Here is a 22534-nt window from a genome sequence, read left to right as displayed (position 1 = left end):
CCTTGTGCGGCGATGTCGTGCCTTCCCCGCAACCTGGTATCAGGCGGTGAGCGCTTCCCTTACAAAGTCGACGCGATCCTGACCAAAGAACAGGTCGTTCCCGACAAACATGCTCGGCGCCCCGAAAATACCCCGCGCAACGGCCGCCTCGGTCGCTGCTTTCAGCGTTTCCTTCACCTGCGTGTCGTTGACCCAGCCGAACACCTGCGCAGGGTCGAAGCCACCTTCCTTTAATGTCGTACTCAGAACGCCTGGATCGTTGAGATTGCGGGCGTCGATCCACATCGCCTTGAACGTCAGCTCGAGGAACTCAATGAACCGCTCCGGTTGCAGGCGCTGCACGGCAACGATGGCGCGCATCAGGTTCAGCGTATTGATCGGGAAATAGGGATTGAACACCAGCGGGACGCCATAGCGCCTGGCAAAGCGGTCGAGATCGATAACCGAGTAACGCGCTTTGGCGGGGACCTCATTGGGGGAAGCGTTGCCCGTGGCCTTGAACACCCCGCCAAGCAGCATCGGTCGGAAGCTCAGTGTGCTGCCGGTTTCATCACAGACCTTTTGAAGCTGCGTGTACGCGAGGTAACTGGTCGGGCTGCCCACGTCGAAGTAGAACTCCACGGTTTTGCTCATCGCCGGCTTCCTTCTTCTATAGAGAGGTGAGGTTGTTATGGGTGATAGGGCGGGGGCCTCTCACCAGCGCTCATTCCATGGCCGCAGGTCCAGTTCAAAGGTCCAGGCGTCGCGCGGCTGACGGTGCAGGTACCAATAGTTTTCGGCGATGTGTTCGGGGTCGAGAATGCCGTCCTCAGACTTGAGCGCGTAACGCTCCGGGAATTGGGTGCGGATGAAGTCCGTGTCGATCGCGCCATCGACCACGACATGCGCCACATGAATGTTCATGGGTCCGAGTTCACGCGCCATGCTCTGAGCGAGCGCGCGAATGCCATGTTTGGCGCCTGCGAAGGCTGCGAAGTGTGATGCGCCTCGAAGGCCGGCGGTGGCACCGGTGAAAAGAATCGTGCCGCGTTTTCTGCTGGCCATTCGAATGGCCACTTCGCGAGCATTCAAAAAGCCCGAGAAGCAGGCCATTTCCCAGATCTTGAAATATTTTCGTGCGGTTTCTTCCAGAATGCTGCAAGGCACATTGGCGCCGATGTTGAACACAAAGGCCTCGATGGGCCCGATGTCATTCTCGATCTCTTCGATCAGGGCGACGACATCCTCCTCTTTGCGGGCGTCCGAGGCGAACCCGTGCGCCTCGCCGCCTGCCTGCCGAATGCTGTCCACCAGCGGCTGCAGCTTGTCGGCGCTGCGCCGAGTGACACACGCCACATAGCCTTCTCGGGCGAAGCGTCTGGCAATCGCTCCTCCCGTCGCATCGCCTGCACCGATGACCAGAACCACCTTTTTCTTGTTCGTATCGACGGTCATTGCATTTCCTTGTTCAAGCGGTCGTTTGCTTGAAGGACGTTAGGCTATGGGGTCTCAGGCGTCCACGGGGTGAACCGGCTAATGCATGTGATGATTCAGCCTTGGTCTGCAGGCATCGGGAACTCGGCCGCAGACGCCGGCTGGACAAGGGAGGGGGTAAGCGGCTCTGTGTGTGCAGGAAGGGGATAGGCGATAGGCACAACAATCCAGCCGTTGTTCTGCTGTGTCGGCAGAAGCAACGGACTGAGGACGCGGGATTAAGGCTTCTGCGGTTTCTTGCAGATGATGATCATGCTGCGGCTGGTATAGCCGGCGGGATTCAGCCCCAATGGGAAATCACCGGGATCTTCTGCGGAGTCCCCTGATTTGGCAATGACCCGATACTGCTTCGACTCACAGGACTCGGTCGCCATTTCGTAGCATTTGTCCCAAGAAGACGAGAGTCCGGAGCAATTGATATGCAGGCCTCGTTTGCTCATGACTGGCTTGGCGTTGGCCGCGCACCCGGCGACGGTCAGCACTGCCATTATTATTAAAATGTACTTCATTCACTTCCTTACCTGACCGGAGTCATCCGCTCAGTCTCTAGCCTTGAATTCGCTCGCTTGCCTGAAGCCAACAGTCATGCCCGTCCGGGTGGTTCTCCGCAATGGAGGAGGGCTTGGGCGTAAACATGGCGCAACAGCGTTACAAATGCTAGTGACATCGTGTAACGAACGGAAAAAAGCAATCAGTCCGAGGGCATCAGAGCGGCGGGTTCCGGTCGCGTCGTCAGCGTAGCGCCTGCAGACGCTACGATAATCGCGCCGATGGCCAACCATTGGGTCAGCGTCAGGCTTTCGTGCAGAAACAGTAAACCTGAGACCGCCCCCACCGCGGGTTCCATGCTCATGAGTGTGCCGAACGTGCGAACCGGCATGCGAGTCAGTGCAACCATCTCCAAGGTATAGGGTAACGCTGTAGAGAGGATGGCCACCCCGATCGCCACAGGAATGAGAGAGGGGTCGAGCAAGGCGCCGCCCGCATGTGCAATGCCGATAGGCGCGATGAAGACCGCCGCGATCACTACACCGAGTGCTGCCGTCTGGACGCCGTGATCGGCCCCTGCCTTCTGTCCAAACAGGATGTACCCGGCCCAACACACTCCGGCACCTAGTGCATATAAGGCGCCGGTCAGGTCAAGGCTGTGCGCCTGACCCGTGGGGATCAGCAATGCCAACCCTGTCACTGCGAGTACGATCCAGATGAAGTCGGTGATCTTGCGTGAGTGGAACAGGGCGACGGCCAGCGGCCCGGTGAACTCCAGCGCCACGCCGACGCCGAGAGGGATGGTGCGGATCGCCATATAGAAGAGGAAGTTCATCCCGCCCAAGGCGATGCCATATATAAGCACCGTGCGCAGGGAGCTGGCCGTGAAAGTCGTACGCCAGGGGCGAAGGATCAAGAGCATGAGAAGGCTGGCGAAGATAAGGCGCAAGGTCGTGGTGCCTTGAGCGCCTACGGCCGGGAAGAGTGACTTTGCCAAGGAGGCGCCTGTCTGTACTGACGCCATGGCGATTAACAGCATGCCAACGGGAAGGAGGGCCGAAATCAGGCTGCTTTGTTTTACGTTCATTGCTTTATAAGGATCCGCAGGCGGTGAGAGTCAGGAACAAAGGCCGCCATGATGCTCAAGAACGGCTTTCTGAGCAATATATTGCTCAACGTTCCTGTTTTAAGCTGAATTTGCCGAAAGTGAAATTAAGTGTTGACGCCCCTCTGAATGTCTCTATAATTCGCCCCACTTCCGGCGCAGACGAAACGGAAAACTCCTTGATAATCAACGAGTTGGACGAAGTAAGCAGCGAGGAAGCGCTTCGGTTCAGATGCTTGAATCGACAGCGGTGAGAAAGGAGTTGACAGCAGATTGTAACGCTGTAGAATTCGCCTCCCGCTGACGTGAGACGGTAAGTCGAACGAAGCGCAAGTGGTTGAAGTTGAAAAGGAAACTTTGAAAACTTCTTAAAATAACCGCTTGACAGATACAGAGGGTGCTGTAGAATGCGCGCCTCGGTTGAGACGAAAAGGTCTTAACCAACCGCTCTTTAACAATTGAATCAAGCAATTCGTGTGGGTGCTTGCGCTGTAAGACTGAAGTCAACTGATTATCAGCATCGCATGTTGCTCCACGAGAAATCATGGTTTAACCAACGATTGCTGAGCCAAGTTTATAAGGTTTTCTCAAAACCTAATTGCAGTATTGAACTGAAGAGTTTGATCATGGCTCAGATTGAACGCTGGCGGCAGGCCTAACACATGCAAGTCGAGCGGATGAAGGGAGCTTGCTCCCTGATTCAGCGGCGGACGGGTGAGTAATGCCTAGGAATCTGCCTGGTAGTGGGGGACAACGTCTCGAAAGGGACGCTAATACCGCATACGTCCTACGGGAGAAAGTGGGGGATCTTCGGACCTCACGCTATCAGATGAGCCTAGGTCGGATTAGCTAGTTGGTGAGGTAATGGCTCACCAAGGCGACGATCCGTAACTGGTCTGAGAGGATGATCAGTCACACTGGAACTGAGACACGGTCCAGACTCCTACGGGAGGCAGCAGTGGGGAATATTGGACAATGGGCGAAAGCCTGATCCAGCCATGCCGCGTGTGTGAAGAAGGTCTTCGGATTGTAAAGCACTTTAAGTTGGGAGGAAGGGCATTAACCTAATACGTTAGTGTTTTGACGTTACCGACAGAATAAGCACCGGCTAACTCTGTGCCAGCAGCCGCGGTAATACAGAGGGTGCAAGCGTTAATCGGAATTACTGGGCGTAAAGCGCGCGTAGGTGGTTTGTTAAGTTGAATGTGAAATCCCCGGGCTCAACCTGGGAACTGCATCCAAAACTGGCAAGCTAGAGTAGGGCAGAGGGTGGTGGAATTTCCTGTGTAGCGGTGAAATGCGTAGATATAGGAAGGAACACCAGTGGCGAAGGCGACCACCTGGGCTCATACTGACACTGAGGTGCGAAAGCGTGGGGAGCAAACAGGATTAGATACCCTGGTAGTCCACGCCGTAAACGATGTCAACTAGCCGTTGGGAGTCTTGAACTCTTAGTGGCGCAGCTAACGCATTAAGTTGACCGCCTGGGGAGTACGGCCGCAAGGTTAAAACTCAAATGAATTGACGGGGGCCCGCACAAGCGGTGGAGCATGTGGTTTAATTCGAAGCAACGCGAAGAACCTTACCAGGCCTTGACATCCAATGAACTTTCCAGAGATGGATGGGTGCCTTCGGGAACATTGAGACAGGTGCTGCATGGCTGTCGTCAGCTCGTGTCGTGAGATGTTGGGTTAAGTCCCGTAACGAGCGCAACCCTTGTCCTTAGTTACCAGCACGTTATGGTGGGCACTCTAAGGAGACTGCCGGTGACAAACCGGAGGAAGGTGGGGATGACGTCAAGTCATCATGGCCCTTACGGCCTGGGCTACACACGTGCTACAATGGTCGGTACAGAGGGTTGCCAAGCCGCGAGGTGGAGCTAATCCCACAAAACCGATCGTAGTCCGGATCGCAGTCTGCAACTCGACTGCGTGAAGTCGGAATCGCTAGTAATCGCGAATCAGAATGTCGCGGTGAATACGTTCCCGGGCCTTGTACACACCGCCCGTCACACCATGGGAGTGGGTTGCACCAGAAGTAGCTAGTCTAACCTTCGGGGGGACGGTTACCACGGTGTGATTCATGACTGGGGTGAAGTCGTAACAAGGTAGCCGTAGGGGAACCTGCGGCTGGATCACCTCCTTAATCGAAGACTCAGCTTCTTCGCAAGTTCCCACACGAATTGCTTGATTCATTGAAGAAGACGATTGGGTCTGTAGCTCAGTTGGTTAGAGCGCACCCCTGATAAGGGTGAGGTCGGCAGTTCGAATCTGCCCAGACCCACCAATTACCGGTGCACCCTGTAGCGATACGGGGCCATAGCTCAGCTGGGAGAGCGCCTGCCTTGCACGCAGGAGGTCAGCGGTTCGATCCCGCTTGGCTCCACCATTACCGCAGTAGTTGGGTACAGGCAGTTGTCCGCGAAAGCTTAGAAATGAGCATTTCCTTCGGTTGAAGGCTAAATGTTGATTTCTGATCTTTGTCAGAATCGTTCTTTAAAAATTTGGGTATGTGATAGAAAGATAGACTGGATGGCACTTTCACTGGTGTTCATTCAGGCTAAGGTAAAGTTTGTGAAATGCAAACTTTCGGCGAATGTCGTCTTCACAGTATAACCAGATTGCTTGGGGTTATATGGTCAAGTGAAGAAGCGCATACGGTGGATGCCTTGGCAGTCAGAGGCGATGAAAGACGTGGTAGCCTGCGAAAAGCTTCGGGGAGTCGGCAAACAGACTGTGATCCGGAGATGTCTGAATGGGGGAACCCAGCTGTCATAAGACAGTTATCTTACGCTGAATACATAGGCGTAAGAGGCGAACCAGGGGAACTGAAACATCTAAGTACCCTGAGGAAAAGAAATCAACCGAGATTCCCTTAGTAGTGGCGAGCGAACGGGGACCAGCCCTTAAGTTGATTTGAGATTAGCGGAACGCTCTGGAAAGTGCGGCCATAGTGGGTGATAGCCCTGTACGCGAAAATCTCTTGTCAATGAAATCGAGTAGGACGGGGCACGAGAAACCTTGTCTGAACATGGGGGGACCATCCTCCAAGGCTAAATACTACTGACTGACCGATAGTGAACCAGTACCGTGAGGGAAAGGCGAAAAGAACCGCGGAGAGCGGAGTGAAATAGATCCTGAAACCGTATGCGTACAAGCAGTGGGAGCCCACTTTGTTGGGTGACTGCGTACCTTTTGTATAATGGGTCAGCGACTTATTTTCAGTGGCGAGCTTAACCGAATAGGGGAGGCGTAGCGAAAGCGAGTCTTAATAGGGCGTCTAGTCGCTGGGAATAGACCCGAAACCGGGCGATCTATCCATGGGCAGGTTGAAGGTTAGGTAACACTGACTGGAGGACCGAACCGACTACCGTTGAAAAGTTAGCGGATGACCTGTGGATCGGAGTGAAAGGCTAATCAAGCTCGGAGATAGCTGGTTCTCCTCGAAAGCTATTTAGGTAGCGCCTCATGTATCACTGTAGGGGGTAGAGCACTGTTTCGGCTAGGGGGTCATCCCGACTTACCAAACCGATGCAAACTCCGAATACCTACAAGTGCCGAGCATGGGAGACACACGGCGGGTGCTAACGTCCGTCGTGAAAAGGGAAACAACCCAGACCGTCAGCTAAGGTCCCAAAGTCATGGTTAAGTGGGAAACGATGTGGGAAGGCTTAGACAGCTAGGAGGTTGGCTTAGAAGCAGCCACCCTTTAAAGAAAGCGTAATAGCTCACTAGTCGAGTCGGCCTGCGCGGAAGATGTAACGGGGCTCAAACCATGCACCGAAGCTACGGGTATCATCTTTTGATGATGCGGTAGAGGAGCGTTCTGTAAGCCTGTGAAGGTGAGTTGAGAAGCTTGCTGGAGGTATCAGAAGTGCGAATGCTGACATGAGTAACGACAATGGGTGTGAAAAACACCCACGCCGAAAGACCAAGGTTTCCTGCGCAACGTTAATCGACGCAGGGTTAGTCGGTCCCTAAGGCGAGGCTGAAAAGCGTAGTCGATGGAAAACAGGTTAATATTCCTGTACTTCTGGTTATTGCGATGGAGGGACGGAGAAGGCTAGGCCAGCCTGGCGTTGGTTGTCCAGGTTTAAGGTGGTAGGCTGGAATCTTAGGTAAATCCGGGATTCTAAGGCCGAGAGCTGATGACGAGTGTTCTTTAGAACACGAAGTGGTTGATGCCATGCTTCCAAGAAAAGCTTCTAAGCTTCAGGTAACCAGGAACCGTACCCCAAACCGACACAGGTGGTTGGGTAGAGAATACCAAGGCGCTTGAGAGAACTCGGGTGAAGGAACTAGGCAAAATGGCACCGTAACTTCGGGAGAAGGTGCGCCGGTGAGGGTGAAGGACTTGCTCCGTAAGCTCATGCCGGTCGAAGATACCAGGCCGCTGCGACTGTTTATTAAAAACACAGCACTCTGCAAACACGAAAGTGGACGTATAGGGTGTGACGCCTGCCCGGTGCCGGAAGGTTAATTGATGGGGTTAGCTAACGCGAAGCTCTTGATCGAAGCCCCGGTAAACGGCGGCCGTAACTATAACGGTCCTAAGGTAGCGAAATTCCTTGTCGGGTAAGTTCCGACCTGCACGAATGGCGTAACGATGGCGGCGCTGTCTCCACCCGAGACTCAGTGAAATTGAAATCGCTGTGAAGATGCAGTGTATCCGCGGCTAGACGGAAAGACCCCGTGAACCTTTACTATAGCTTTGCACTGGACTTTGAATTTGCTTGTGTAGGATAGGTGGGAGGCTTTGAAGCGTGGACGCCAGTTCGCGTGGAGCCATCCTTGAAATACCACCCTGGCAACTTTGAGGTTCTAACTCAGGTCCGTTATCCGGATCGAGGACAGTGTATGGTGGGTAGTTTGACTGGGGCGGTCTCCTCCTAAAGAGTAACGGAGGAGTACGAAGGTGCGCTCAGACCGGTCGGAAATCGGTCGTAGAGTATAAAGGCAAAAGCGCGCTTGACTGCGAGACAGACACGTCGAGCAGGTACGAAAGTAGGTCTTAGTGATCCGGTGGTTCTGTATGGAAGGGCCATCGCTCAACGGATAAAAGGTACTCCGGGGATAACAGGCTGATACCGCCCAAGAGTTCATATCGACGGCGGTGTTTGGCACCTCGATGTCGGCTCATCACATCCTGGGGCTGAAGCCGGTCCCAAGGGTATGGCTGTTCGCCATTTAAAGTGGTACGCGAGCTGGGTTTAGAACGTCGTGAGACAGTTCGGTCCCTATCTGCCGTGGACGTTTGAGATTTGAGAGGGGCTGCTCCTAGTACGAGAGGACCGGAGTGGACGAACCTCTGGTGTTCCGGTTGTCACGCCAGTGGCATTGCCGGGTAGCTATGTTCGGAAAAGATAACCGCTGAAAGCATCTAAGCGGGAAACTTGCCTCAAGATGAGATCTCACTGGAACCTTGAGTTCCCTGAAGGGCCGTCGAAGACTACGACGTTGATAGGTTGGGTGTGTAAGCGCTGTGAGGCGTTGAGCTAACCAATACTAATTGCCCGTGAGGCTTGACCATATAACACCCAAGCAATCTGCGACTCGATGAGCACAGATTGCGGTGACTGTGAAGACGACACGCACCGAAAGTTTGCAGGACACAGGCAAGACACCTGATCACATACCCGATTTGCTGAAGCGAGGCCATACGGTCACGAGTCAGTACCCGAATTTCTTGACGACCATAGAGCGTTGGAACCACCTGATCCCATCCCGAACTCAGCAGTGAAACGATGCATCGCCGATGGTAGTGTGGGGTTTCCCCATGTGAGAGTAGGTCATCGTCAAGATTAAATTCCAAAACCCCATTTGCGAAAGCAGATGGGGTTTTGTTTTTGCGCCCGGGAAACTCGCGCAAAGCTTGCCGTCTTACGCCAGCGTCAGCTCATCCCAGTATCAACGCCGTGCCTCTATCCAAAGATGGCTCATTGCTTGTATGTCGACCCTCAGCCTACCCCAGCGTCTAGAGTTGCCAATCAACCGGAGTGATAGGGCTCTAATCACCATGTCGTTGCTTAACAAAAGATAACGTCATGTCGATTGTCATACGTTTCTAAAGCTGGATAGGATGGGTTCGCTTCGGTAAGGCCACGTCTGACGCAGGCTAGAGCGCTCGCTGCTCCTGCACTGGCCCCCAGGAGAACCTAATAAAAATAAAGGAAGGGGAAGCTCCATGCGTGAGCCAGTCATTCGGCGCACTCGGTCCGCGGTCATTCATGGCAATGACGGTTCCCGGACGTTTTACACGAGCAAGCCTCTGCACGTTGTGGTGGCGCTGCTCATCTCCATGACCTTGTACGGCACCGCTTTAGCGGCTGACAGTACCCCGGCCGATGCCCAAGGCAATGCCGGCGATGCAGCTGTCTTCGCGCTCGAATCTGCGAAAGCCTCCCGTAGCCTTTTGCTGGACGTCACCCATGCTGGCAAGCGCATGGTCGTCGTGGGGGATCGTGGGCACATTCTCTATTCCGACGACCAAGGTAAAACCTGGACTCAGGCCAGCGTGCCGACCCGCCAACTGCTTACTGCCGTGTACTTCGTCGACGACCAGCATGGCTGGGCGGTCGGTCACGATGCGCAGATTCTGGCCAGCGCCGACGGTGGTGCAACCTGGAAGAAACAGTTCGAGGACCTCAAGCGTGAAGCGCCGTTGCTGGATGTCTGGTTCAAGGATTCGTCCACCGGCATTGCTGTGGGGGCGTACGGAGCGATGCTGGAAACCGCCGACGGCGGTCAGCATTGGGAAGACATCGGTGAGCGTCTGGACAACGAAGATCAATTTCACCTTAACGGCATTGCTTACGTGAAAGATGCCGGCCTGTTCATCGTGGGTGAAATGGGCAGCATGTTCCGTTCGGCCGACGACGGCCAGACGTGGGAAAAGCTTGAGGGCCCTTATCAAGGCTCGCTGTTCGGCGTAATAGGTACAGCGCAGCCCAACTCGCTGCTGGCCTACGGGTTGCGCGGCAACCTGTTCCGCTCTACCGATTTCGGCAGCAACTGGGAGGCGGTTTCCTTGCAGGGGGAGCGTGGGCCGCTGGAGTTCAGTATTGCAAATGCCTCTCTGCTACCCGACAACTCCATTGTGCTAGTAGGCAACGGAGGCAGTGTCATGCGCAGCACCGATGACGGAGAAAGCTTTACGGTCTCCAATCGTTCGGACCGGCTCTCGCTCGCGGGTGTCGCGGAGGGCGACAAGGGCACTTTGATTCTGGTAGGACAGGGTGGCGTTCACGTCACCTCGCCAACGGGCGCAGATGTCACTCAGCAGTAAGAGCTGATTGCGCTCAACAATAAGAACTGACCAGGCCAGGACGCTTTCGCATGACAAACCTTCAACACCCTCACGATAAACCGACGCTGCTGGAGCGGTTGATCTTCAACAACCGTCCGACCGTGATCGGCATTTGCCTGCTCGTCAGCATCGTCCTGTTCTGGCAGGCGACGTTGGTACGTCCCTCCACCAGCTTCGAGAAGATGATCCCGCTGAGCCACCCGTTCATCCAGAACATGATGGAGCACCGCAATGATCTGGCGAACCTGGGCAACACCGTGCGAATTTCGGTCGAAGCCAAGCAGGGCGACATCTTCTCCAAGGAATACATGGAAACATTGCGTCAGATCAACGATGAGGTCTTTTATATCTCCGGTGTCGACCGCTCGGGCCTGAAGTCGTTGTGGAGTCCAAGCGTGCGCTGGACGGAGGTAACCGAAGAAGGGTTCGCCGGCGGTGAAGTCATCCCACAGAGTTACGACGGGTCGCAGGAAAGCCTCGACAAGCTGCGAAACAACGTTCTGAAGTCCGGTCAGGTCGGGCGTCTGGTCGCCAATAATTTCAAGTCCAGCATCATCGACGTACCGTTGCAGGAGTTCTACCCGGACCCCGCCGACCAGGGGAAATTGCTGCCGCTGGATTACCGGCAGTTCTCCCACCAGTTGGAAGAGAAGATCCGCGACAAATATGAGGCACAGAACCCTAACGTCGAAATCCACATCGTAGGTTTCGCCAAGAAGGTGGGCGACCTGATCGACGGCCTGATCATGGTCGTGATGTTCTTCGGTGTCGCCTTCCTGATTACCCTGGTGCTGCTGATGTGGTTCACCCGCTGTACGCGCAGCACCGTGGCGGTATTGAGCACGACGCTGATCGCGGTGATCTGGCAATTGGGCTTGATGCACGTGGTGGGTTTCGGCCTGGATCCTTACTCGATGCTGGTTCCGTTTCTGATCTTCGCGATCGGGATATCCCATGGCGTGCAGAAGATCAACGGTATCGCGTTGCAGTCCAGCGACGCAGAGAACGCATTGATGGCTGCACGCCGGACGTTCCGTCAGCTCTTTCTGCCGGGAATGATTGCAATTCTGGCGGACGCGGTCGGTTTCATCACGCTGCTGATCATCGACATCGGTGTGATCCGCGAGCTGGCGATCGGCGCTTCCATCGGCGTTGCGGTGATCGTGTTCACCAACCTGATCCTGCTGCCCGTGGCGATTTCTTACGCGGGTATCAGTAAAAGGGCAGTGGTACGCAGTAAAGAAGATGCGGTCCGCGAGCACCCGTTCTGGCGCCTGCTGTCGAACTTCGCGGCGCCAAAAGTGGCGCGCGTGTCCGTAGTGCTGGCCTTGCTCGCGCTGGCCGGAGGCCTCTGGTACGGCCACAACCTGAAAATCGGTGACCTCGACCAAGGGGCACCGGAGCTGCGGCCGGACTCTCGCTATAACCAGGACAACAACTTCATCATCAGCAACTACTCGACCAGTTCCGACGTGCTGGTGGTCATGGTCAAGACGCCGCCTGAGGGGTGCTCGGCCTATCAGACGTTGTCGGCCATCAACGAGTTGTCCTGGAAAATGGAAAACACGCCCGGCGTGCAATCGGCGATATCCCTGGTCACGGTGTCCAAGCAAGTGATCAAGGGCATGAACGAGGGCAATCTGAAGTGGGAGTCGCTGTCGCGCAACAAGGATGTGCTCAACAGCTCGATCTCTCGTGCCGATGGTCTCTATAACAACACCTGCTCGTTGGCACCGTTGCTGATCTTCCTCAACGATCACAAGGCCGAAACCCTCGATCGCGCGGTGCATGCCGTTCAGGAGTTTGCAAAGGTCAACAACAAGCAAGGCCTGGAATTCCTGCTGGCTGCGGGTAACGCCGGGATTGAGGCGGCGACCAACGAAGTCATCAAACAGGCAGAGTTGACCATTCTGATTCTGGTCTACATCTGCGTCGCGGTGATGTGCATGATCACCTTCCGCTCGTGGGCGGCCACGCTGTGTATTGTGCTGCCCTTGGTGCTGACGTCGGTACTCGGTAACGCGCTGATGGCGTTCATGGGGATTGGCGTGAAAGTCGCGACGTTGCCTGTGGTGGCCTTGGGCGTGGGCATCGGCGTCGATTACGGCATCTACATCTATAGCCGCCTGGAAAGCTTCTTACGTGCCGGGTTGCCGTTGCAGGAAGCCTATTACGAAACATTGAAATCCACGGGCAAAGCGGTACTTTTCACCGGTTTGTGCCTGGCCATCGGCGTTTGCACGTGGATCTTCTCCGCGATCAAGTTTCAGGCGGACATGGGCCTGATGCTGACGTTCATGCTGTTGTGGAACATGTTCGGTGCGTTGTGGTTGTTGCCAGCGCTCGCACGGTTCCTGATCAAGCCGGAGAAGATGGCTGGCAAGGTGGGCAATTCGCTGTTCTCACACTGATCGGCGGATGAAATAAAAAACCGCAGCCTGTTGAAGGGCTGCGGTTTTTTTATAGGTAAAACACGAGACTTGTAGGAGCGCGCCTGCCCGCGATTGCGGAGTGTCAGCTTCAAATCCGGAGACTGAAACAATGCAATCGCGGGCAAGCGCGCTCCTATAGGTTAGATGCTCGGCACTAGAGGATTGATTGCCGCAGTCCTGTGTGGGTCTTGGCAGGAGTGCCAACTGAGGCCGGGTTTATCAGTTATAGACAAAGAACCCACGCCCGGTTTTGCGTCCCAGATAACCCGCGGCAACCATCTCTTTGAGCAGTGGAGCAGGGCGGTATTTGCTGTCGTTGAAGCCATCATGAAAGGCTTCGATGATCGCCAGCAACGTGTCCAGGCCGATCAGATCCGCCAGCGCCAACGGCCCGATGGGCTGGTTGCAACCCAATCGCATGCCGTCATCGATGTCTTGCGCAGTCGCCAGCCCTTCCTGCAATACCAGGATCGCTTCGTTGATCATCGGGACGAGGATCCGGTTGACCACGAAGCCTGGACGGTTGCCGGCCGTGATAGCGGTCTTGTTCAGTCGCTCGGCCAGCTTGATCGCTACCAGATGCGTTTCATCAGCGGTTTGCAGGCCGCGAATCACTTCAATCAGGCCCATCATCGGCACCGGATTGAAGAAGTGCAGACCGATGAAACGCTCCGGGCGGTCGACACTGGCCGCCAGCTCGGTGATTGATAACGATGAGGTGTTGGACGCGATCACGCAGTCTGTACCGACGTTCTCGGCAATCTGCTTGAGCAGGCGCAGCTTGAGGTCGAGGTTCTCGGTGGCGGCTTCGATCACGACCTGTGCGTCGCTGAGCAGCGCATAGTCTGTGGTGCATCGGATGCGGCCCAAGGCATCTTCTGCCAGTTCGGCCGTCAGCGTGTGCTTGTTCACCTGGCGTTCCAGGTTTTTGCGCACGGTCGCCAAGCCTCGCTCAAGCGCGGCGTCGTTGATGTCCAGCAGCGTGACGTCGAAGCCGGCAATCGCGCACACCTGGGCGATGCCGTTGCCCATGGTGCCGGCGCCGATCACGGCAATGTGATGCATGGTCATGGAAATCTCTCCTTTCACACGCGTTCGAAGATGACGGCGATGCCCTGACCGCCGCCGATGCACATGGTCACCAGCGCATAACGGCCGCCGATACGGTGCAGCTCGTGGATGGCTTTGGTGGCGATGATCGCGCCGGTAGCGCCCACCGGGTGCCCGAGGGAGATGCCCGAGCCGTTCGGGTTGACCTTTTCCGGGTCGAAGCCGAGCTCACGGGCCACGGCGCAGGCTTGCGCGGCGAAGGCTTCGTTGGACTCGATCACGTCCAGATCGGCGACGGTCAGCCCTGCGCGTTCCAGCACTTTGCGGCTCGCCGGAATCGGACCCAATCCCATCATCGACGGCTCGACGCCGGCATGGGCGTAAGCGACCAGACGCGCCATGGGCTTAAGGCCGTGCTCACGCACCATGTCGCCGTTTGCCATGACCAGCGCCGCCGCCCCGTCGTTCAGGCCCGAGGCATTGCCTGCCGTGACGGTGCCCTCTTTTTTGAACGCGGTTTTCATTTTTTCCAGCTGCTCGGCGGTGACGTCGCCGCGTACGTGTTCGTCCTGTGCGAAGGTCACGGTACCTTTGCGGGTGGCGATTTCAATCGGGACGATCTGGCCTTCGAATCGGCCTTCGGCGATGGCGCGGGCGGCGCGTTGTTGACTGGTCAGCGCCAGCGCATCCTGATCGGCGCGCGTGATGCCGTAGTGCTCGGCGATGTTCTCCGCCGTGATGCCCATGTGGATGTTGGCGAACGGATCATGCAGCGCGCCGAGCATGTAGTCATACGCCTGCACGTTGCCCATGCGCGCGCCCCAACGGGCCTGGGGCATGATGTAGGCGCCACGGCTCATGGACTCCGCGCCACCGGCCAGTACGGCCTGGGCATCGCCGAGCATCAGCGACTGTGCGGCCGAGACAATGGCCTGCAGGCCGGAGCCGCACAGACGGTTGACGTTCATAGCCGGCGTTTCTTTGGTCAGGCCGGCTTCCAGGGCAATGACCCGAGACAGATAGGCATCGCGCACTTCGGTCGGAATCACGTGCCCCATGACCACATGCCCAATGTGCTCAGCGGCCAGGCCCGCTTTCGCCAGGGCGGCGCGGCTGACCTGGGTGCCCAGCTCGATGGGCGAGACGTCCTTGAGAGACCCGCCGAATCCACCGATGGCGGTACGCAGTGCGCTGACGACGAAAACTTCGGTATTGCTCATGTCGACTCCTGAAACCTGTTGAATTTATTGTGGGTGGCACCGACAAACGGCATTTCGGCCAGGTGCTGTTTGCGGGCAAGTCTAGATCGGCGTTCGAGGCGGGCCTATGCCAAAACTGTCCAGATCGACTGGCGTTCTTTACCATCGGTGCCTTGGCGTGTTTGGAGCGCACCACGAGAAAAGGAAAGGCGGCTCATGCGGGAAAAGGATTCGGTGTCGATCTACTTCGTCCAGTTGGTGGTTCATGCGTTACGCGACCAACCGCTGCGCCTGCAATCGGTGCTGGAAGCAGCCGGGATCGACATGGCGCTGCTCAGTGATTCTGAGTCGCGGGTTCCGGCCAGTGCATTTGCGACGCTGTGGCTGGTTCAGATCAAGGAGCTTGGCGACGAATTCTTCGACCTGGATTCCCATGGCATGCCGCCAGGCAGTTTCGCGCTCATTTGTCGGGGGTTGATTCAGGAGCCCAACCTGGAAAAAGCCCTGCGTCAGTGCCTGGCGAACTTCGGGCTGTTCCTGCGCGACTTTCGCGGCAGCCTGATCGTGCGTGGACAGCGCGCGATCATTGCGGTCGACAATCACGCCACCGATCCGGTCAAACGGCGCTTCGGTGAAGAGACCTTTCTGCTGTTGATGATCAGCCTGTTGTGCTGGTTAGGCGGGCGTCGTATCACCATTGACCGTGCGCAGTTTCGTCACAGCCGTGACCGGCTGAGCGACGACTCATTGCTGTGGGGGTTCAACCTGAGCTTTGGCGAGCCGCGCACCGAGGTCGAGTTTTCCAGCCACTACCTACGGCTGCCCGTGGTGCAGTCGTTGCCTTCGCTGAAGTCTTTTCTGCGCACCGCGCCACAGTGGCTTGTCATCCGTTTTCGCAATCAGCGAGGGCTGGCGGCGCAGGTGTACCAGCGTCTGAGAAACAGTCATTACGGCCATTGGCCGACATTGCTTGAAATGGCGGATGAACTGAAACTCAGTCCCACCACGTTCAGGCGTCGGCTTGAACGCGAGGGCTGTGCCTTTCAAGGGATCAAAGATGACGTGCGACGCGGGATCGCTCAGCAGAAGCTGCGAGAAACCGACATGAGCGTGGTCGAGATCGCGGCGCTGGTGGGTTTTCAGGAGCCCAGCGCGTTTCACCGGGCGTTCAAGAAGTGGACAGGTGAGAGTCCAGGTGCCTACCGACGAGCGCGATCCGACGAAGTGTGAAGGTACTCAACCCGGCCAGGAACTGATCAAGGCAGCCATCCCTCAAGCGATGCCTTACAACGGGATGCGTCTTGAATCCAGTCATTGAGCACGGTGCTGCGCAAGGCCTCCCCTTGTTTGATCCTGCCCCCCGTGTCGTGCAAGTGCTGAGCTATCTCTGCGAGCCATTCGTCGGCGGCATGACCCAGGCGTGTGACGGGTAGTCCTGTCCGGAATCCGCTGACGTCGCTACAGATCACAGGCACGGCACAGGCTCCGTATTCGAGCAGCAGACTGTGGTCGCGGCAATGATTGCTCAGGTTGTCGGATAGCGGGATTAACGCCAGATCCAGGTTTAATGAAGCAAGTGCATCCCGGTCATCCCTATAGTGGACGTTGCGGTGTACCTCGCGGGCAGCACCCATGAGACGTGGATGAACATGACCCAGCAACACCCAGTCGACGTTGGGCAGGCGGCTCATCAGTGTCTCGACCAACGAGAGATCGGAAACACGTTCACTGCTGACGTAACATCCGATTCGCAGACGTGAATTAAGGAGCCTTGGCGTCAGCGGTTGGGCCCAATGCTGTCCCAGGGCAGTGGACAGGATCACGACCTGAGCCGCAGATCCAGTCAATAAATCGGCCAGTTCCGGCGTCGACACGACGATACGGTCAACGAGCGATTGAACGGTTTTTACCGCCCCTTGCATCTCCAGCTCGCTCGGCAGGCAGTCCAGATCGAGCGTTTTGAAACTGTTAGAAAATGCCTTCAGATTCTTCAGCACCTCCAGACGAGGATTATTCAAACGACGCTGAAGCACAATCGCATCGGGCTGGTAGCGCTCAACATCGATCACCCCAGGCACATAGGTGGTTATCACGCCATCGATAGCACCCTGTTCGCGCAAAGCTGTGAACGGCTGGAAAATTCGCCGCTGTGCCGATGCCGATAAGTCAGCTGGGTGTGCCAGTATCGCAGGCAATGACGGCAGTTTTACTGGACGCCAGCTCCACTCGGTTCGCCCCTCCAGATCAAAACCGTTTCCAGTGTTGGAAAGATTGCGGTTGTAGGCGGGATCTTTAGCCAGCGTGGGTAGCCATTTGCGATACATCGCATGCTGCTCTGCCGTAAAACGTTTAAGTTTGGCGGCGAAGCTCGCTCGGTCTGTCTGGGTCTGACTGACACTTCCTTCATGAATCAGCACGACTCGAGGAGTCCATACCGTCAAATAACCTTGAGCGCCTACTTTCAGACAGAGATCCACATCGTTGTAAGAAACCTTGAAGTGCTCTTCGTCCATCCCGACAACATCATCGTAAACAGAGCGTCGGATCATCAGGCATGCGGCAGTCACCACATTGTAGTTTTGATCGACTATCAAACGCTGCATGTAGCCATGCGCGGCTGCGGGCAAGCCGATAAAGGGATGGCCTGCCGGGCCGCCGAGGCCGGTTATAACTCCTGCGTGCTGAATGTAACCGCTGGGGTAAAGCAGCTTGACGCCAACGATTCCGACCTCTGGTCGTTGCGCATGATTGAGCAACTCGTCAAGCCAGTCTTCCTGAATGATCGCGGTATCGTTGTTGAGCAACACGAGGTACTCGCCATGGGCATGACCTACGGCGAAGTTGTTGATGGCCGAAAAGTTGAAGGGGTGCGGGTACGACAGAACACGGATTTTCTGCCCGCCGATTGCGTTGATTTCCGCCAGCCAAGTGATTGAATCTCGCTCCTGGCTATTGTTATCGACGATGATCACTTCGTAGTTGAAGTACCGGGTTTTCTCCAGCAATGACTCGACGCATCGCCGAAGCAGAGGCAATTGATCCTTGGTTGGAATGATGATCGAGACCAGCGGTTGCGTTGAATGCCCGTAAGTGACGTGGTAGTGGCGTGTTGGATACTCGTGCACGTGATGCGCAGCGTACCCGCGATTACGCAGGTGGCTTTCCAGGGCGGCGATTTCGTCCGGGTTGCTGTCCAGGGCTGGCGCAGGGCAACTGATCAGCGGCTCGGCTATGTGTTCGATGCTGTTGATGCCCTGAGTCTCGATCAATCGCAGAATAAGATCGAACTCCATCGCCTGTGGCCACCTGGGGTCGAAGCCGCCGCATGCCAGCACCGCTTCGCGGTTGAACAGCCAGTGGCCAGCCATAATCACCGGCAGGCTGAGCAAATAGTCGAGGTTGACGCCTGGACGAAAAACCGCGCCTACATTGCAACCGTGATGATGAATTTCGTCGCAATAGACCATGCTGGCCGAGGTTGGCCCCAGATGCTGGTCGAGCATGCAGATGCCGCTCTCGATCAACTCGTCCCCGGCATCAAGCATCAGCAGCCATTGACAGTCCGAGTTTCCCAGCAGCCCGTTTATTTGCGAGGCCGGACAGGCTGCAAAGGTTTCTGCAGCGAAGTCGGATGCGTGCTGTGGAGCAGGTGATAACACGCTGAGGACATGCACGCCAACCTTCCCGGCCGATTCATTTCGCCACAGTCCTACGCTGGTCAAGGTTTTTCTCAGCGGCTCCGCCAGCCCATACTTGTCCCGCACGATGACCATCACGCCAGGCTGACACGTTGCAGCCTGACTCTGCTGTAAATGTCGCCGTTGTATCGCCGAGAGCGTGCGCGCTTTGAGCCAGTCTGAAACACGCGGGAGCATACGCCGTTGCTGGTCGCGGGCGGTCTGCTGAGTCAATTCGATCAGTTGTTGTAGCTGATCGGGGTCCGGCAGAGGCCCGGGCAGCGCGATCGTCAGAATATTTGCGTCATTGGCGCCATGGGATGCCTCATCCGAGTAGTAGAACATCAGGTCGGTATCTTCGCCGCCAACCTCCTTGATCATTTGGCCCTGTGCGGCATCGAGGATATAGCGCACGACCACGATGCTCGACATCGGGTTGCCGTCCACCGATCCGGGGTAGATCGTTATCGGAAGGCGTTTTTCGGCCTGATGCCGGTCCCTGATCTCCTGTGTCAGTGCAGGTACCTGTGGGTCATGGTCAATATGGGCCGAAGCGGAGATATACGCTTCGTAGCCGGTCAGCCTAAGCGCATGACACAAACGATGCATAATGCTGCCGGTGCCTGCAGACTGCAGACCGCTATCGGCATACACGTAGTAAGGATTACGGGTGTCTTGCTGCGGATGACCGGTGATCAAATCCTGCTCCCTTAAGTGACAAGTGATGGGGGGGCGAAACAGTCTGGGTGCTGCCATTAAACTGACTTTCCGACGGCTATTCGGGTATGACGAGCAAAAAACCGGCCAGATACATCCGGAGCTGCCGCGCTCGTGCGGCCAAAGGGAATAGGGATGCTTCAGTACTTTCTTGATATTCCGAACGGCTGATGCTTATTTTGTACGCCTTGCCGCCGTGCGGCCTGCACAACCATTAAAGGACTGAGTCATGAGTAGCGATGGCCACAATTCACTCGCGCAGCGATTGATGGGCATTGATGAAATTGAATGTGTCACCCCGGATCTGAACGGCGTGCCACGCGGGAAAGTGATGACGGCCGAGGGTTTCCTTGAAGGCCGACGCTTGCAGCTGGCGCGCGGTGTGCTGCTGCAATGCATCATGGGCGGCTATCCGCCGGCGAAATTTTACGGCAGCGACGACGGTGACCTGGCGCTGATCGCAGACCCTCGGCAGATTCATCGATTGCCCTGGAGCGAGGAACCCCGTGCGTTGGCGATCTGCGATGCCGACGAGCTGGACGGCGAGCCTTCGAACCTGTCGACGCGGGGGCAGCTCAAGTCGGTCATTGCCCGTTATGCGCGTCACGGATGGTCGCCGGTGGTGGCCACCGAGCTCGAGTTCTTCGTCTTTGCGCCCAACAGCGACCCCAATCAGCCGTTCAAGCCTCCCATTGGTCTGGACGGTCGCCGTGAAGATGGTCAGTCGGCGTTCAGTGTCAGTTCCCATAACGGCCTGCGTCCGTTCTTCAGCGAAGTCTACAAGTGCATGGCGGCGCTGGACCTGCCGCGCGATACGTTCATGCACGAGATGGGCGTCAGTCAGTTCGAGATCAATCTGCTCCACGGCGACCCGTTGTTGCTGGCCGATCAGACGTTCCTGTTCAAGCACATGCTCAAAGAAGTGGCGCTCAAGCACGGGCTGACCGTGGTGTGCATGGCCAAACCGCTGGCGCATACGCCGGGCAGCTCGATGCACATTCATCAGAGCGTGGTCGACAGCGTGACCGGGCAGAACATTTTCAGCGACGCCCAAGGCGAACCGACGTCGGCATTCCATCACTTCATTGGCGGTCAGCAGGCGGCGATGGCAGATTTCACCGCTTTGTTCGCGCCCAACGTCAATTCGTATCAGCGTTTGTGTCATCCTTTCGCCTCACCGAACAATGCGTGCTGGTCTCACGATAACCGTGCGGCAGGTTTGCGCATTCCGGCCAGCGCACCGGTCGCGCGTCGTGTCGAAAACCGTTTGCCGGGCGCAGATGCCAACCCGTATCTCGCCATTGCAGCTAGTCTTGCAGCCGGGCTTTACGGAATGGAGCAACGGCTGGAGCCGTCGGCTGCGATCCAGGGGGAATTCTCCGTGCCGGACAATCTTTCGCTGCCATGTACCTTGCATGCCGCGCTGGAACGTCTGAAACGCAGCCCTTTGGCCAAGGAACTGTTTGGTGCCGAATTCATCGAAGGGTACATCGCGTCGAAGACGCTGGAATTGACCAGTTTCTTCAACGAAATATCGCCTTGGGAGCGACGAGTGTTGGCTGCCCAAGCTTAAAAATCGTGGTTCGGAAACCCTCCATTGAAGAGGGTTTCCTCTTTTGGAAAGCCGATGCGCCAAATCTGGAAGTCCTTTCGAGCGCTGTATTTTGCCTCGCTGATGATGTTGATCGGCTCGGGCCTGCTGAGTACCTACCTTGCCTTGCGTCTCGCTGCCGATCAGGTCGATGGCCTGTGGGTCGGTGCGCTGATGGCCGCCAACTATGTGGGCCTGGCGCTGGGCGGCAAGATCGGTCACCGGCTGATTGGCCGGGTCGGGCACATCCGTGCCTACGCCACCTGCGCGGGTATCGTCGGCGCGGCGGTGCTGGGGCATGGCCTGATCAACTATCTGCCGGCCTGGATCTTCCTGCGGATGATCGTCGGTCTGGGAATGATGTGTCAGTACATGGTCATCGAGAGCTGGCTCAACGAGCAGGCATCGCCCAAACAGCGAGGTCTGGTGTTCAGCGGTTACATGATTGCGTCCTACATGGGCCTGGTGCTCGGTCAGCTGATTCTGGTCATCCATCCTCAGTTGGGGCTGGAACTGCTGATGCTGGTTGCGATGTGCTTCACCTTGTGTCTGGTGCCCGTGGCGATGACCCGCAGCATTCACCCCGCACCGATGCGTCCTGCGCCGCTTGAGCCGTTGTTCTTCATGCGCCGCGTCCCGCAATCGCTGACGACCGTACTGAGCGCCGGGTTGATCATCGGTTCGTTCTATGGCTTGGCGCCGCTGTACGCCGCTCAGCAGGGGTTGTCTACGGAACACGTCGGTATGTTCATGGCGTGCTGCATCGGCGCCGGTCTGCTGGTGCAGGGCCCATTGGGCAAGCTCTCGGACCGTTATGACCGTGCCTGGTTGATTCGTGGCGTCGCGGGGTTGCTGGTGCTGGCGGCATTGCCGCTGGCGATCTTTCCCAATGTGCCGATGGAAGTCCTGTTTGCCGTCGGGTTCGTGGCGTCGCTGCTGCAGTTTTCGTTGTACCCGCTGGCCGTGGCGTTCTCCAACGACCACGTCGAAGGCGAGCGCCGGGTTTCGCTGACGGCCATGCTGCTGATGACCTATGGCGTCGGGGCGAGTATCGGGCCGTTGGTGTCGGGCGTGCTGATGAAGCAGTTTGGCAGCAACATGCTCTATGCCTTCGTCTGTGTTACCGCGCTGGTGCTTGTGCTGCGTATTCGTCCGAAAGCTGTCACCAACCTGCACCAGGTCGAGGACGCGCCGCTGCATCACATTGCGATGCCTGACAGCATGTCCAGCTCGCCCTTGGTGGTCGCGCTCGATCCGCGTGTCGACGAACAAGTGGTTCAGGACCAGATGCAAACTGCAACGGAGCCTGCTGCGCCGCCGGAACACGAGCCCGAGGTTGAAGGTGAGGCGCCGGAGCGGGTTGTGCCGTCAGGCGAAGGCGTTGTGCGCCCAGTGGCGGTCGTCGATGAAGCCGTCAGCGCCGAACCCCAGGCGGCACGACCTGACGCTGCACACGATGCATCACGGGACGTCGGGGTGGACCGGCCGCTGTAGCG

At 56.9% G+C, this 22534-nt stretch carries 12 protein-coding genes, 2 tRNA genes and 3 rRNA genes; 10 read left to right on the top strand and 7 right to left on the bottom strand.

Annotated elements, in window-relative coordinates; genetic code table 11:
• Positions 1–39 precede the first annotated feature (39 nt).
• The 4 genes from AB4N84_RS01755 to rhtA all read right to left on the bottom strand — a co-directional run bounded on the left by AB4N84_RS01755 (position 40) and on the right by rhtA (position 3049).
• A complete protein-coding gene (locus tag AB4N84_RS01755) occupies positions 40–633 on the bottom strand; it encodes a 2-hydroxychromene-2-carboxylate isomerase (RefSeq protein ID WP_460044992.1) in 594 nt (197 codons plus the stop codon).
• Between the two features lie 60 nt (positions 634–693).
• A complete protein-coding gene (locus AB4N84_RS01750) occupies positions 694–1434 on the bottom strand; it encodes an SDR family oxidoreductase (protein ID WP_074758526.1) in 741 nt (246 codons plus the stop codon).
• A 257-nt stretch (positions 1435–1691) separates the two neighbouring features.
• Positions 1692–1982, bottom strand: coding sequence for a hypothetical protein (locus tag AB4N84_RS01745; protein ID WP_074758528.1), 291 nt, complete (start codon positions 1980–1982; stop codon positions 1692–1694).
• A 182-nt stretch (positions 1983–2164) separates the two neighbouring features.
• Complete coding sequence (gene rhtA / locus AB4N84_RS01740) at positions 2165–3049, bottom strand: threonine/homoserine exporter RhtA (protein ID WP_460044991.1); 885 nt, start codon at positions 3047–3049, stop codon at positions 2165–2167.
• A 626-nt stretch (positions 3050–3675) separates the two neighbouring features.
• Here rhtA and AB4N84_RS01735 point away from each other — a divergent pair.
• From AB4N84_RS01735 to AB4N84_RS01705, 7 genes are all read left to right on the top strand, one after another.
• Positions 3676–5212: ribosomal RNA gene (locus tag AB4N84_RS01735) — 16S ribosomal RNA — on the top strand.
• A gap of 64 nt (positions 5213–5276) precedes the next feature.
• A tRNA-Ile gene (locus tag AB4N84_RS01730) sits at positions 5277–5353 on the top strand.
• A 26-nt stretch (positions 5354–5379) separates the two neighbouring features.
• Positions 5380–5455, top strand: a tRNA-Ala gene (locus AB4N84_RS01725).
• Between the two features lie 248 nt (positions 5456–5703).
• Positions 5704–8596: ribosomal RNA gene (locus AB4N84_RS01720) — 23S ribosomal RNA — on the top strand.
• A gap of 155 nt (positions 8597–8751) precedes the next feature.
• Positions 8752–8867 (top strand): 5S ribosomal RNA (gene rrf / locus AB4N84_RS01715).
• The 16S, 23S and 5S rRNA genes sit together here with 2 tRNA genes alongside, the layout of an rRNA operon.
• 383 nt (positions 8868–9250) lie before the next feature.
• Positions 9251–10351, top strand: a complete 1101-nt coding sequence (locus AB4N84_RS01710) for a WD40/YVTN/BNR-like repeat-containing protein (protein WP_460044989.1) — start codon at positions 9251–9253, stop codon at positions 10349–10351.
• A 50-nt stretch (positions 10352–10401) separates the two neighbouring features.
• Complete coding sequence (locus AB4N84_RS01705; RefSeq protein WP_074758706.1) at positions 10402–12783, top strand: efflux RND transporter permease subunit; 2382 nt, start codon at positions 10402–10404, stop codon at positions 12781–12783.
• Between the two features lie 240 nt (positions 12784–13023).
• On the opposite strand, the gene AB4N84_RS01700 is transcribed toward AB4N84_RS01705, so the two are convergent.
• Positions 13024–13875, bottom strand: coding sequence for a 3-hydroxybutyryl-CoA dehydrogenase (locus AB4N84_RS01700; RefSeq protein WP_460044988.1), 852 nt, complete (start codon positions 13873–13875; stop codon positions 13024–13026).
• Positions 13876–13889: 14 nt separating this feature from the next.
• Positions 13890–15074, bottom strand: a complete 1185-nt coding sequence (locus tag AB4N84_RS01695; protein ID WP_460044987.1) for an acetyl-CoA C-acyltransferase family protein — start codon at positions 15072–15074, stop codon at positions 13890–13892.
• Between the two features lie 195 nt (positions 15075–15269).
• Here AB4N84_RS01695 and AB4N84_RS01690 point away from each other — a divergent pair, with 195 nt between their 5' ends.
• Positions 15270–16283 carry an AraC family transcriptional regulator gene (locus tag AB4N84_RS01690; protein WP_460044986.1) on the top strand — a complete coding sequence of 338 codons (1014 nt, stop codon included), beginning with the start codon at positions 15270–15272 and terminating at the stop codon, positions 16281–16283.
• A gap of 26 nt (positions 16284–16309) precedes the next feature.
• Here AB4N84_RS01690 and AB4N84_RS01685 read toward each other — a convergent pair whose 3' ends face one another.
• Positions 16310–19429, bottom strand: a complete 3120-nt coding sequence (locus tag AB4N84_RS01685; protein ID WP_460044985.1) for a glycosyltransferase — start codon at positions 19427–19429, stop codon at positions 16310–16312.
• 349 nt (positions 19430–19778) lie between these two features.
• Here AB4N84_RS01685 and AB4N84_RS01680 point away from each other — a divergent pair, with 349 nt between their 5' ends.
• Together AB4N84_RS01680 and AB4N84_RS01675 are read left to right on the top strand one after the other, a co-directional pair.
• Complete coding sequence (locus AB4N84_RS01680) at positions 19779–21020, top strand: glutamine synthetase family protein (RefSeq protein ID WP_460046915.1); 1242 nt, start codon at positions 19779–19781, stop codon at positions 21018–21020.
• A gap of 54 nt (positions 21021–21074) precedes the next feature.
• Positions 21075–22532 (top strand): MFS transporter, encoded by a 1458-nt coding sequence (locus AB4N84_RS01675; RefSeq protein WP_460044983.1) that lies wholly within the window; start codon positions 21075–21077, stop codon positions 22530–22532.
• The last annotated feature ends 2 nt before the right edge of the window (positions 22533–22534 follow it).

The sequence above is a fragment of the Pseudomonas sp. S2_H01 genome, from assembly GCF_054668305.1.
The sequence above is the reverse complement of the archived record's forward strand: the minus strand, read 5'-3'. Positions and strand labels throughout refer to the sequence as shown.